Source organism: Chryseobacterium sp. GTID13, assembly GCF_056172655.1.
In genome coordinates, this window is sequence record NZ_JAOCMB010000002.1 from 176,355 (window position 1) to 189,639 (window position 13,285).

Consider the following 13,285-nt stretch of genomic DNA (forward strand, 5'->3'; position numbering starts at 1 on the left):
AACGTTAAAAATTAAAATTAAGCCTTCCGAAGAAATAGTTCCCCAGTGTTCCCATCTGAACCGGCGCATATTTAAATACTCCATAATATGAATTTTCATAGATCTGACGATCCGGGAAAACATCAAAGACATTATTGGCTCCTATCGTCAGGTTGATACTTTTCGTAATATCATAGCCTACACTTACATCGGTAACAACTTTTGGAGAAAAGTTTTGAACTTTCCCAAAGGGATACCCATCCCGTATGACCTGACCAAAATACGTATTTCTTACCATGAAATTGAATTTCCCAACGGCATAATTAAGACCAAGAGAGGCTTTTGTCTTAGGGGAAAGGGTTTCAATGATATTCACCTGATCCGGTCCGAAATATTCATCCTGTGAAGGAACCAGGTTTTCCGGAAAATGAAAATCCGTAATCTTAGTTTCTGTGTAATTTCCTGCCAGGCTGATATTTAAATTTCCGCCACCAATTTTCCAGTCGTAGGTAACAACAACATCCACCCCCTTAGTTTCAGTATCTATAGCATTGGCGAAAAATCTTCCGCTTTCCACATTATATTGAGCCAGCCTTGGGTCTTCAATATTACTGGTGATCACGATTCTGTCTTTTACCCTGATCCAATAGCCATCTACCGTGATAAACAAACGGCTGGCAGGTTTCAAAGTAAATCCTGCACTTGCATTGACGGAAGTTTCCTGTTTTAACTTATCAAATCCCAGGGCTCTGGCCGCATCACTGTCGTTCCTGAAAATTCCTTTGGTGACGATTCCTAATCCGGAAGTGGAGATATCCGCATAGGAATTATTAAAGTACTGCTGTTGAAGGGATGGGGCTCTGAAACCGGTTCCTACAGCTGCCCGTATTGCATAGTCTTTTATGAATTCGTACCTCACTGCCAGCTTGCCGTTCAAGGTATTTCCGAAATCTGAATAATTTTCAAATCTTCCTGCAAGGTCTATATTTAATTTTTTAGCTAAATCATAGGAAACATCTGCATAAACGGCTGTAGAATGTCTTGATTTTTTCAGTGCATTATCCGGCGAAAAACCAATAAAAGATTGTGAGCCTCCGTTTCCCTCCACTTCAGATCCCGGAACTGCAGGATTTCCATTGATATCATAGCGGGTGTAAGAGGCTTCATCTCCCGGTTTGATCTGATACTGTTCAAAACGGAATTCTCCTCCAAAGGCTACATTAAACTGATTGATATTCTTAGAAACATCAAGATTAATAGTATTTTGAAGGAAACTGTGTGCTCCTGCATAAAAACTTGTAGGAGATTTTACCCCCAATGAAGCATTGTTGGTATGGTCTACATTATAATTGAAGGTATTGCTTCCGAATGTATTGCTTAAATCGAGCAGCCAATTGTTGACATTATATTTGGCTCCCACGGCATAAGAAAAATCGTACACCTGCGATCCCAGAACAGGCTGAAAACCATTTGGGTAAATAGCAGCCACCACATTATCTGTTTCTCCCGGCAACCTCCTGAAACCGAAGCCTTTTCCTTCTTTAATGCTGAAACCTCCGAAGGAATACAGTTTAAAGCTATCACTGAACGGATATTCGGAGTTAAAAAACAATTGGGCCTGCCTGATCTGTGCGTCTCCGATCTGGAAATTAAAATCATCCCGGTTGAGCCCTCTTTCTTTTATAATCCTGTCGTCTTCTGCTCTTGCTGCCTTCGGATCATCTGCAAACTCATACGCAAAATTACTTCCGAAGATATCAAGATCGTGGTTTTGGGTTCTGGTGGTTTTTCCTCTGTGGCTTAATTGTAATGAAAGATTCACATAGCTGTCTTTCTTTCCGAGGGAAGATCCGTAGTTGATTCCGGCCTGGTAGGTTTCCCCGTCATTTCTTCCGCTGATTCCGTAGGATGCTGTTGCCGAAGCTCCGATATCTTTTTTAAGGATGATATTTACCACTCCCGCAATGGCATCGGAACCATATTGTGCAGCGGCTCCGTCTCTTAGCACTTCAATCCTGTCAATAGCAATTACCGGAATCGTGCTGAGGTCTGTCCCGACAGATCCGTTCCCTACTGTATTCTGATAATTGACCAGTGAAGTGGTATGTCTTCTTTTTCCATTGACGAGCACCAATACCTGATCAGGGCCCATTCCTCTCAAAGTCACCGGATCAATATGTTCTGTTCCGTCGGAAGCTGACTGTCTTACGGAATTGAAGGAAGGAATCACATAATTCAGAAGATCCTGAACTGTCGTCTGCGGGGCAGATTTCTGTAGTTTTTCTATATTGATAACATCTACGGGAACCGGTGTTTCCAGTTTGGTTCTTTTGGCATTCCGGTTTCCTACAATAATTACATCTTCGATCTGGGTTCCTTTTTCCTGCTCCTGGGCATTAACCAAAACAGCTCCCAGCAGGATAACAGACAGGCTTAATTTTTTCATCTTTGTCCTTGTAAATTAATCATAAATATTTCCCACGGACCTCATCCGCAGCTATAAAAGACTTCAAGAAATGGAATTACTGTCAGAATATTGACTTTTCTCATCTTCCCCATACCGGGTTGGAATTAGCACCTTTACACTTTTTAGAGCCGTGCAGGTTGCTAAGGTTTCATAGGGCCAAATCCCTCCACCTTTCTTGATAAATCTACTGCAAAAGTAGACTAATATTTTTAATTTTCAAAAAAGAGGTTTATATTTTCTATGCTGTCAATAAAAAAGAGGGACAATCTATCATTATCCCTCTTTTTTTATTTGATGATCATCTTCTGGATGGCCATGCCTGTTTCAGACCTCAGATGAACCAGGTAGGTTCCCGGAGGATAACTGGCTTTCAGTTCATAGGTTCCACTTTCATTATTAAGCTTGAACGAATCTATTTTCTTCCCGCTCATATCAAAAATGGAAATTTCCCCATTTTTAACTTTGTGATAAACGAGTTTTGCCAAACCGTTCTTTACAGGATTATCTGCAATCTGAAGGGATAGTTTGTTAGCCGCATTCACATCAGATGTTGACAAGGCTCCTGCATAATTTCCAAAAATACGGAACTCACCCGGCTGCAGTGTAATAGGAGCAGTGGTAGAGGCAACAGTGGAAACAGAGTTATCCATCAGATTCTGCCATTGTCCTGTATAAGGAAAATAAGGAACTACATTCTGTGCAGAAGTAGTATAATTGCCCAAAACAACGATGTTCTTCACGCCTGCTATTGAATTGTCATATACATAAATCCTTGTAATTAAACCTTCAGGATCATTCGCAAGGTTATTCGATTCTACACTATATGTTTTTGATTTGAAAACAGGATAAGTATTTCTGATATTGATAATTTTGGCCCAGGTATCATACACTGATTTTCTGTTCGCATTGGTATCATATCCTAAAGTAAAGGCAACAGGCTTTTCATCGGTTCTGCATCCGCTGCTGATCGTACCGTCTGCACATCGGTTGATACTGAATTCATAGCCAAGCTCTCCAAACTGCCAGATCATTTTCGGACCGGGAATCGTAAAGAATGTGGCTCCGAAAGTTTTCATTCTTTCAAGGGCCGTATTCAGGTTAGTTACATTGTAAGCTCCGTTAGAAGCACCATACGCAAGGTTTTTAAACATTAATCTTTCTTCATCATGACTTTCTCCATAACCCACCGCAGACATATTAGTGAAGCCGTGAAGGGTATGATTCATCCTGTCGTAGTTGCTGTTTTCCTTGTAGCCCATTGTGTTTTGGTTGTAAGGATCAGTCTGTTTGTTCCAAAGCATTACTCCTTTTCCTTCGGCAATTCTGTAATTCGCCCACTGCTGTTCTTCTGCATCTGTTCCTAAATGCTCGAAAATCATGTAGGAATTCGGGTCTATTGCCCACTGCTTGTCAGCATAATTCTTCATAATATCTACCCTGTCCTGCTGGTAAGCATTGGTACAGGTTTCATCGTTTTCAGAGCAGCTTTGGGTAAATCCTTTGGTAAGGTCCCAACGGAATCCGTCGATATGATATTCCGTCAGCCATTGCTGAAGGCTTCTTTCAACATAATATTGTGTAGCCGGACTGGTATGGTTAAAGTCATTAAATACGTTATAAGAATGCTTCGGAACCTGGTTAAAATAAGGGTTATTGGCAGCAATATCACCATAACCGTCACCATCCGGATCAATATTCCAGAGTCTTGCTAACGGCGAACGTCCTGTTGCATGGTTAAACGCAATATCTAAAATAACGGCTATTCCGTTCTGATGGCACAGATCAACAAATTCTTTGAATTTCTCGGGAGTTCCGTAAGCTTTATCCAGCGCATAGTGGAAAGAAGTATTGTATCCCCATGAAAGATTACCTTCGAATTCCATAATAGGAAGAAGCTCAATGGCATTGATATTTAAGTTTTTTAAGTAGGAAATCTTATTGATCAGTGACTGCCAGTTTTTTTCCTGGGTAAAGTCTCTCAGCAATAATTCATACACAACAAGATCTGCCTTGGCCGGTCTTTGAAAATTGGTTACCTGCCAGTTGTAAGGAACCTGTCCTGTTTTAAACATTGATACTTCAAAATTCTGTCCGGCCGGGAAAGGAGGCAAATTCGGATAAGTAGTGCTTGAAATCCACTGGTCATCATAAGAAGATAAAATTTGAGGAGAGAATGGATCTGCAACAATTCTCATGTCATTTGTTCTGTACTGGAAGGTATACAACTGTTGTGGAGTCAGCCCGTTCAGCTCAATCCAATAAAGATCAGGGTTTGTCGTATCCCTTTTCATCAGGTAAGTATCATTCACCGTCCAGTTATTAAAGCTTCCGATGACATGTACAAAGTTTTTATAAGGAGCATACAGGGCAAGGCCTACTTTGGTCGGGTCTGTAGGGCTGTAATTAATTCCCTGTCTTATCCAGCCCGGAATGGCTTCAGAAACTACATTTCTCGGAACCTGCAGCATGAACGTGGCATTCTTGGTATTTGAATTGGCTGTTGCAATCAGTTCCATATTGGCATCCTGAGTTACCGTATAGCTAAAACTGTAAGACTGTGAAGGTACAGAAGTAGAATTTACCACTGTTCCGTTCGCTTTAAGCTGAAATGTTGCCGCAACATTCGTTGTTGCAGTAATATTAATGGAGTTTCCGGCCGGAACAGAAGTTAAGCTGTTGGCTGCCGGGTTCGTCATGCTTAAATTTAGAACCCCAACATTTACAAAGGTGTCCGAAGTCTGGTGAGACCCGGTTTTATCCTTCAATAAAAAGCCAAATCTTCCGATTCCTGTTCTTCCATAAAAAGTAGTTGGAGTAAAGGTTATGGAATACGTATCGGTTCCTGAATTGTAAGTAAGTTTATTCAGTTCATTGGAATTATTCCAGCTGCCATTGGTAGGGCAATCCTGACTATTCTGGTAATTGGTATCCAGAGACCACGACCAGATATAAACGGCATTGTTCGAAATGCCCCAAGCTGCTTCATCAACCTGGTCACCTGGCACCGTTAACGTAATAACATCTGTTTCATTAAATGGATTCGGAGCAATCGTATAATTGACTTGCCCAAAAACAAACGCTGTAATAAACAGGTAAATAAGGGAATATAATTTTTTCATTTATCTTATTTTTTATCGAATATAGGATTTATTTTTCTTTATATCCTTCATTTTTTTATTTACAGAAAAAGACCCGTGGATGTTTTCACGGGTCTTTGCAGGAAAAGTAATTGTAATGAACTATCCTTTAAAATAAACTAATCAGGAAATCCTGCAACAAAAGGTTTATAAAAAGCCCTTGTTGATCAACCCAACGGAGGTGGACTTAGTTTTTAATAATTTTCTTAGAAAAAACCTGGCCGCTCTTTAATTTTAATTCTACAATATAAATTCCATTCGGAAGTCCGTTCATATTGATTTGATTATTAACAAACTGTACATTAGTAAGTCTTTGCCCTGCCATATTAATCACATTTATAGTCTCAATCAGTGAATCTGCCTTGATATTAAGAATCCCATTGGTCGGGTTAGGATATATTCCCACTGTTCCTGTATTTTTTATGATATCAGATGTCCCAAGTGCAGAAGCGGTCTTTATACATCTTACCGCTGATCCCTGTCCTCTCATTGCTCCCGAAGAAGGGTTGGCAATGGTAGAACCTATGTATAAATATTTACCTCCTGAATTGGATGTATCCGAACTCCAGAAATATCCTCTCTGCCCTACAAATGTAAGCGCTCCGCTGGAAGAGCTTCTGTATCCGGATGCGGGAAGTTTCAAGTGACTGTTGTAAGCGGTTCCCGGATTGGCAATATTTTCTGCATTCACAATACCTGCCCATTCTGCCTGCGATGGCATTTTCCAACCTGTTCCTACAGCCCGGCAGGGATCTGCTCCTACATATTTGGATACATTTGCAGGATCTGAGGCTGTCCATTTATCGGTAGCCTCAAACGTTCCCCACCATGAAGGTGAGCCAATGATAAAAGCATTCATGCCGGCTAATCCGTCCGGTGAATTTGGTGATGCCGGAGCTGCTGTTGCTGAATTTCTAAGCTGGTGCCCGTCATCCCATCTTCCCCATTGGAAAAGGTCTCCATATGAATTCTCGTCACCCATGGCAGAGGCAATCTGGGAGCTTCCCAGGTTTTGCTGCAGCCATATATTTCCGTCACCTCCTCTTACTGTTGCGTAGGTCACCTGCTGTCCGCGATAATTAAAAGTAACGCATCCTGTGTCTCCCGCATTGCTTCCCGGATCTGTATTGGTACAACCCGGCGGAACACCATCCAACGGAATTCTTTTTACTCTGGTAACATTGTCAGCGTAAGCCAGAACCAAGTAATTATTCGCCCTGTCTATAGCAAGGTCATTATATTTCGCCTGCCCATCAGAAATAAAATTTCCGCCTAAAGTCACCCAATCCTGGATAGCAGCATCAAATTTATACACCGTATTTCTTAAAAGATCATCATTTTCAAAGCGGCTGGCGACCACATACGGCTGTCCGGACTGAGTAACCGCTATAGCTACGTGCTGCACCTTTCCGCTGGAAAAATTAGCCTGCCCAAGCTGCACCCATGCATTCCCTTCAAATTTCTTGACATTCAGTTTCTGTCCGTTAGCCGAACTTGATACATAAGCCACATACAAATTGTTATTTCCGTCTATAGCAATATCCGAGGTGTATTGTTCCGAAGACGAAGCGGCATCCACAATACTTCCTCCAACCAGACTCCAGGCATCTGTAGCTGCGGCAGAAGTATTATTCTGATATACTCTTACCCCGCCGGATATACTGCAGGTGTACACTTTCTGATCAGATCCTATAACCATTTCCGCAAATGTTGCTCCATTGGAAAATCCTGTATTTCCTACCTGTTCCCAGGCTCCGTTTACATAACGATGTACTGTTCCTGAATCCTGACCTCCAAACGTAAAAAGCACGTTGGAAGGAGAAACGGCAGAAGCGTGGTAGTTGGCCGCTGACGTTGTAACATTCGGAAGCGACGACCATGATGTTCCGTTAAACTGCTGTGCTGCAATTCCCGAACCCGGATAACCGATCTGACTGGTATAAAAAATATTCCCGGAACCGTCTAACGACAGAGAGTTAAATGTTGCCGTTCCTTCGGTAATTCCCGGCGAACCTCCTACATATGCCCATGAAGTTCCGTTGAATTTCTGCACAGAGCCTTTACCTACAGAAGTATCATAATAAGAAAGGTAATAATTGCCCGCCTGATCAACAGCCAGGTTATTATAACTGCTGCCGGCTGCCGAAACTCCCGCTGCACTTCCAACATCTTCCCATTGCTGGGCATATAGATAACCGCCTGCGATAGTCAACAAAGCTAAACCTGTCCTTATTTTACGCATCACAGAATGTAAATTTTGAAACATATTTAATATTATTTTTAATTATTCTAAATTTAATTTAATTTTGCGCAAAATTACTTTTCATTCTTAACCCTGAGTTATCATTTTCAAACTTTTTGTTATCCGGTGTCAGGGTTTTGCTTCAAAAAATATATCATCACGTAAATCATTGTGTATGAAGAATTCCTCGAAAAACGGATTGCTTTTCAGCTCCGACCACATCAAGATGATCATGCAGGAAGACGACCGGCCTGAAAAGTTTTCAAGATTACATATGATTGAAAGCCAATCGAGTTTTAGTCTTCTTTTTTTCTGAGCCCTAATATTACACTGGAAGCGAATGACTGTGAAACAAAGCTCATGTTCAGAAAAAACCAGTATATCCTCCATTATTCTTCTCAGGAAAGCACAGCCGAACTTTGGACGGAAAGCCAGGAAATTATAAAGTATATCCAGATACAGATCAACTACCAGTATATTTTTAACCTTATTGATCCCGAATCGAGCAGAGAGAATGCTGAGATTCTGGAAAATATGATCCGGAACAATTATATTTTTCTTCACAAAAAAACTCCTCCTTCCATGACCGTGGAAATGCACATGATTTTAAATGAACTGATCAGCTATTCAAAGAAAGGAATGATGCAAAGGTTATTTGTTGAAGCCAAAATTATTAAGCTTCTCATTCTTATTTTTGAACAGTTCAATGAAAAAAGCAAGGCCCAGGAAGAGCCGGGTATTTCTTTTACCGTTAAGAAGTTCATTGATGAGAATTATCACAAAAATATAAGAGCAGAAGATATCGGAAAGCTGACAGGCATCAGCCAGAACAAGATCAGAAAAGAATTCAAACACCAGTATAATATGACCGTAACGGATTATATTTCGGAACTGAGAATGCTTAAGGCAAAGAAAATGATCATCGACAAGAATATTATGATCAAGGAAATTGCCATTGAATGCGGCTATGAATACGTTCAGAATTTTACCCGGGCATTCAGGAAAAAATTCGGGGTTTCTCCTGAAAAGCTGAGAAACGGGTAATAAAAATAAAAAACCGCTTAAAAAATTAAGCGGTTTGTATATGTTGTTTTGCTTTGATATTACTTTTTCAGAATTCAGGTGAAAAAGCAATGACAATCAATTAATGATGATGTCCGTGATCGTGGATGAAAGGTCCGTTTCCTTTAGGATTGCTGAAGATTACTTCTACACCTTCCTGTTCGTTAACTTGTTTTCTTCTGATATCTTCAGGGTCGAAAGGTTTTACTTTTCCGAAATATTCTTTCAGACCTTCAGTTAACCACATTGGGATTACCAGACCGAAGAACATAAAGATACACCAGAACCCTACTAGGAACATCGTTACAAAGAATATAGTCCAAAGGAACTGGTAGAACGGCCAAAATGCTGATAAAATCGTTATCATTCTCTTAAAGATTTTAGGCAAAAATAGGACTTTTTTGTTTTGTACACAAAAGATAGAAGCCCTATTTTATAATTTATTTTGATTTTAAACTAATTAATGGGCGAGATTGGCAAAGAAATCGTTGCCTTTATCGTCCGTAATGATGAATGCAGGGAAATCTTTCACTTCAATCTTTCTTACTGCTTCCATCCCCAGTTCCGGAAAATCTACCACATCTACAGACACAATATTGTCTTTGGCAAGGATAGCGGCAGGACCACCGATAGAACCAAGATAGAATCCTCCGTACTTGGCACATGCATTGGTAACATCCTTGCTTCTGTTTCCTTTGGCCAGCATGATCATACTTCCGCCATGGCTCTGGAATTCATCAACGTACACATCCATTCTTCCGGCAGTGGTTGGTCCGAAACTTCCTGAGGCCATTCCTTCCGGAGTTTTTGCAGGTCCTGCGTAATAGATCGGGTGATTCTTGAAATATTCAGGCATTGGTTTTCCACTGTCGATGATCTCTTTGATTTTTGCATGGGCAATATCTCTTGCAACGATCAGGGTACCGTTTAGTTTCAGTCTTGTTTTAATAGGATATTTAGACAGCTCAGCCAGGATTTCAGGCATTGGCTTATTTAAATCTATTTCAACAGCTTCTTCCAAATGTGGCGGAGTTGCGGGTAAGAATCTTTTCGGATCCTGTTCAAGCTGTTCAAGGAAAATACCGTCTTTTGTAATTTTCCCTTTGATATTTCGGTCTGCGGAACATGAAACTCCCATCCCAACAGGACACGAAGCAGCGTGACGAGGAAGTCTGATTACTCTTACATCATGAGTAAGGTATTTTCCTCCGAACTGAGCCCCGATAGCACTTTCCTGGCATATTTTCTGAACTTTGGCCTCCCATTCAAGGTCTCTGAAAGCCTGTCCGGCTTCGTTCCCTTCTGTAGGAAGATGGTCGTAATATTTTGCAGATGCTTTTTTCACGGCAGCCAGGTTCGCTTCAGCAGAAGTTCCCCCGATGACAAGTGCCAAATGGTATGGCGGGCACGCTGCCGTACCCAGATCAGAAATTCTTTCTTTAACGAATTCTTCAAGAGATTTTTCGTTAAGTAATGATTTGGTCTTCTGATAAAGGAATGTTTTGTTGGCTGAACCTCCTCCTTTTGTTAAAAATAAAAATTCGTAATAATCTCCTTTTTTAGCATAGATATCAATCTGTGCAGGAAGGTTTGACCCTGAATTTTTTTCTTCAAACATGGTTAAAGGAACTACCTGGGAATATCTGAGGTTTCTTTTTTGGTAGGTGTTGTAAATTCCTTTGCTTAAATATTCGCCGTCATCAACGCCGGTATATACATTTTCTCCTTTTTTCCCCATTACAATCGCCGTACCCGTATCCTGGCATGAAGGAAGCGCACCTTCAACGGCAACCGCAGCATTCTGCAACAGGTTATAGGCAACGAATCTGTCGTTATCAGTAGCTTCCGGATCGTCGATGATTCTTCTCAGGCTTTCAAGGTGTGAAGAGCGGAGCATAAAAGAAACATCTGCCATTGCTTCTTCAGCCAGAAGTTCAAGACCTTTAGGATCAATGGTCAAAATTTCTCTTTCTCCTAATTTTTCAACCTTTACGTAATCTGATGTAAGCTTTTTGTACACCGTATCGTCTTTCTGGATCGGATACGGATCCTGATATCTAAAATCCATTCAATTTTTGTTTGTGCAAAAATACGGCATCCTCAAAAAAGCATGAGTAAAATCAGTCATCTGTATTGATATTTATAATGATTATAAATTGCGTGATTCTGCGTTTATGATTAACTTTATAAAAATTTCAATTACAATGAATTACAGAATCGAAAAGGATACTATGGGAGAGGTTCAGGTGCCCGCAGATAAGTTTTGGGGAGCGCAGACTGAACGTTCAAGAAATAATTTTAAGATCGGGCCGGAAGGTTCCATGCCCCACGAAATCATTGAAGCTTTTGCCTATTTAAAGAAAGCAGCCGCCTATACTAATACTGATCTTGGAGTTCTTTCCGCAGAGAAAAGGGATATGATTGCCCAAGTATGTGACGAAATCCTAGAAGGGAAACTGAATGATCAGTTCCCATTGGTAATCTGGCAGACGGGCTCAGGAACACAATCGAATATGAACGTTAATGAAGTGATTTCCAACAGGGCCCATGTTAACAATGGAGGAACTTTAGGAGAAAAATCTGAAATTCATCCGAATGATGACGTAAATAAATCCCAGTCTTCCAATGACACCTACCCTACTGCCATGCATATCGCCGCCTATAAAAAAGTGGTAGAGATAACGATTCCGGCAGTTGAAAAATTAAAAAATACCCTTGCTGAAAAGGCAGAGGCTTTCAAAGATATTGTCAAAATCGGGAGAACCCACCTTATGGATGCTACTCCTCTTACCCTTGGACAGGAGTTTTCAGGCTACAAAGCTCAGCTTGAATTCGGATTAAAGGCTTTAAAAAACACGCTTCCCCATCTTTCTGAGCTTGCTTTAGGAGGAACAGCCGTAGGAACAGGATTGAATACCCCGAGCGGTTACGATGTAAAGGTGGCGGAATATATTGCGAAGTTTACCAATCATCCGTTTATTACTGCTGAAAACAAGTTTGAAGCATTGGCCGCACACGATGCTATTGTAGAGGCTCACGGAGCTTTAAAGCAGCTGGCTGTTTCTTTGTTTAAAATAGCCCAGGACATCCGTTTACTGGCTTCGGGTCCGCGTTCGGGAATCGGGGAAATTCATATTCCTGAAAACGAGCCGGGATCTTCTATCATGCCGGGGAAAGTGAATCCTACACAGAATGAAGCAATGACAATGGTTTGCGCCCAGGTTCTCGGAAACGACACTACGATTTCTTTTGCAGGAACGCAGGGGAATTATGAACTGAATGTATTTAAGCCTGTGATGGCCTACAATTTTCTTCAATCTGCCCAGTTAATTGCCGATGCCTGCATCTCTTTCAACGACCATTGTGCAGAAGGTATTGAACCGAATCATGAGAGAATTAAAGAACTGGTAGATAAATCATTAATGCTTGTTACTGCACTGAATACCCATATCGGTTATGAAAATGCAGCAAAAATTGCAAAAACAGCCCACAAAAACGGCACTACTTTAAAAGAAGAAGCTGTAAACCTTGGTCTTTTGACAGCAGAGCAGTTTGACGAATGGGTGAAGCCTGAAGATATGGTAGGAAGCCTGAAATAAATTTTAGAATTATAGATTAAATAGTTTAAAAGCCTCAGAAATTCTGAGGCTTTTATATGTTTGTTTCTTTTGAAATAGCTAAACTGCTGAAGGTGAAGCCACCTGATCTGCAAAATACTGTTCCAGATCACGTAATGTCTCAGGATTGGTTTTAATATCTTTCACAAGTTGTCCTTTGTTCACCACAACGATTCTGTTGCAGACTTCCGTAGTATGGGAAAGGTCATGGCTTGAGATCAGGAAAGTAACGCCTTCCTGCTTTGAAAGTTCTTTGATCAGGTTTTTCAGTTTAATCTGGGTAGAAGGATCTAGGTTAGCAAAAGGTTCGTCCAGGATAATGATTTCCGGATTTCCGATAACAGCTCCTACAATTCCCACTTTTTTCTGGTTTCCTTTGGATAGATCGCGAACGTATTTTCCTGAGTTCAGGATCTCTCCGTTAAAAAAATCATGAAAAGGTTTCAGAAACTCATCGATGGAGGCTTTATTTTGTCCTCTCAGTTCGCCGATGAAATAAAAATATTCCTCCGGAGTAAGATAACCGATCAGGAAAGTATCATCTACAAAAGCAGATACTTTATTTTTCCAGGCTTCGGACTCATTGACCTTGATATCTTCAATGCTCACAAAACCGGTGGTCGGCTGTATGAGGTCGAGCATAAGACTGAAAAGAGTAGTTTTTCCTGCCCCGTTATTTCCTACAAGCCCGAATGTTTCTCCGTTAGGAATTTCAAGGTGATCAATATTAAGAACCGTTGCAGTTCCGTATGTTTTGGATAAATTATTGATAGTAATCATA

General features: G+C 40.8%; 9 protein-coding genes and 1 riboswitch. Of the genes, 3 read left to right on the top strand and 6 right to left on the bottom strand.

The features are described 5' to 3' along the window. Positions 1 to 4: 4 nt before the first annotated feature. The 3 genes from N4G44_RS00875 to N4G44_RS00885 form a co-directional block, all read right to left on the bottom strand. Positions 5 to 2,425 carry a TonB-dependent receptor plug domain-containing protein gene (locus N4G44_RS00875; RefSeq protein WP_474924249.1) on the bottom strand — a complete coding sequence of 807 codons (2,421 nt, stop codon included), beginning with the start codon at positions 2,423 to 2,425 and terminating at the stop codon, positions 5 to 7. Positions 2,426 to 2,522: 97 nt separating this feature from the next. Further along, a riboswitch (SAM riboswitch) is annotated at positions 2,523 to 2,631 on the bottom strand. A 102-nt stretch (positions 2,632 to 2,733) separates the two neighbouring features. Continuing rightward, positions 2,734 to 5,565 (bottom strand): alpha-amylase family glycosyl hydrolase, encoded by a 2,832-nt coding sequence (locus N4G44_RS00880; RefSeq protein ID WP_474924250.1) that lies wholly within the window; start codon positions 5,563 to 5,565, stop codon positions 2,734 to 2,736. A gap of 205 nt (positions 5,566 to 5,770) precedes the next feature. Then, positions 5,771 to 7,849, bottom strand: a complete 2,079-nt coding sequence (locus N4G44_RS00885; RefSeq protein WP_474924251.1) for a T9SS type A sorting domain-containing protein — start codon at positions 7,847 to 7,849, stop codon at positions 5,771 to 5,773. A gap of 151 nt (positions 7,850 to 8,000) precedes the next feature. On the opposite strand from N4G44_RS00885, the gene N4G44_RS00890 reads away from it, so the two are divergent. Both N4G44_RS00890 and N4G44_RS00895 read left to right on the top strand, forming a co-directional pair. Then, positions 8,001 to 8,141: a hypothetical protein gene (locus N4G44_RS00890; protein WP_474924252.1), complete on the top strand. Its 141-nt coding sequence runs from the start codon at positions 8,001 to 8,003 to the stop codon at positions 8,139 to 8,141. A 44-nt stretch (positions 8,142 to 8,185) separates the two neighbouring features. Then, on the top strand, positions 8,186 to 8,869 hold the full coding sequence (locus N4G44_RS00895; protein ID WP_474924253.1) for a helix-turn-helix domain-containing protein: 684 nt from the start codon (positions 8,186 to 8,188) through the stop codon (positions 8,867 to 8,869). 100 nt (positions 8,870 to 8,969) lie between these two features. On the opposite strand, the gene N4G44_RS00900 is transcribed toward N4G44_RS00895, so the two are convergent. Then, complete coding sequence (locus N4G44_RS00900) at positions 8,970 to 9,254, bottom strand: hypothetical protein (RefSeq protein WP_175547515.1); 285 nt, start codon at positions 9,252 to 9,254, stop codon at positions 8,970 to 8,972. A gap of 93 nt (positions 9,255 to 9,347) precedes the next feature. Further along, positions 9,348 to 10,955, bottom strand: a complete 1,608-nt coding sequence (locus N4G44_RS00905; RefSeq protein WP_073065865.1) for a fumarate hydratase — start codon at positions 10,953 to 10,955, stop codon at positions 9,348 to 9,350. A gap of 136 nt (positions 10,956 to 11,091) precedes the next feature. Between N4G44_RS00905 and fumC the strand changes: the two genes are divergently transcribed. Next, on the top strand, positions 11,092 to 12,486 hold the full coding sequence (fumC, locus tag N4G44_RS00910) for a class II fumarate hydratase (RefSeq protein ID WP_474924254.1): 1,395 nt from the start codon (positions 11,092 to 11,094) through the stop codon (positions 12,484 to 12,486). Positions 12,487 to 12,564: 78 nt separating this feature from the next. On the opposite strand, the gene N4G44_RS00915 is transcribed toward fumC, so the two are convergent. Beyond that, the gene (locus tag N4G44_RS00915) at positions 12,565 to 13,284 is read right to left on the bottom strand and encodes an ABC transporter ATP-binding protein (RefSeq protein ID WP_474924255.1); all 720 of its coding nucleotides are present in this window, start codon (positions 13,282 to 13,284) and stop codon (positions 12,565 to 12,567) included. Between the last annotated feature and the right edge of the window lies 1 nt (position 13,285).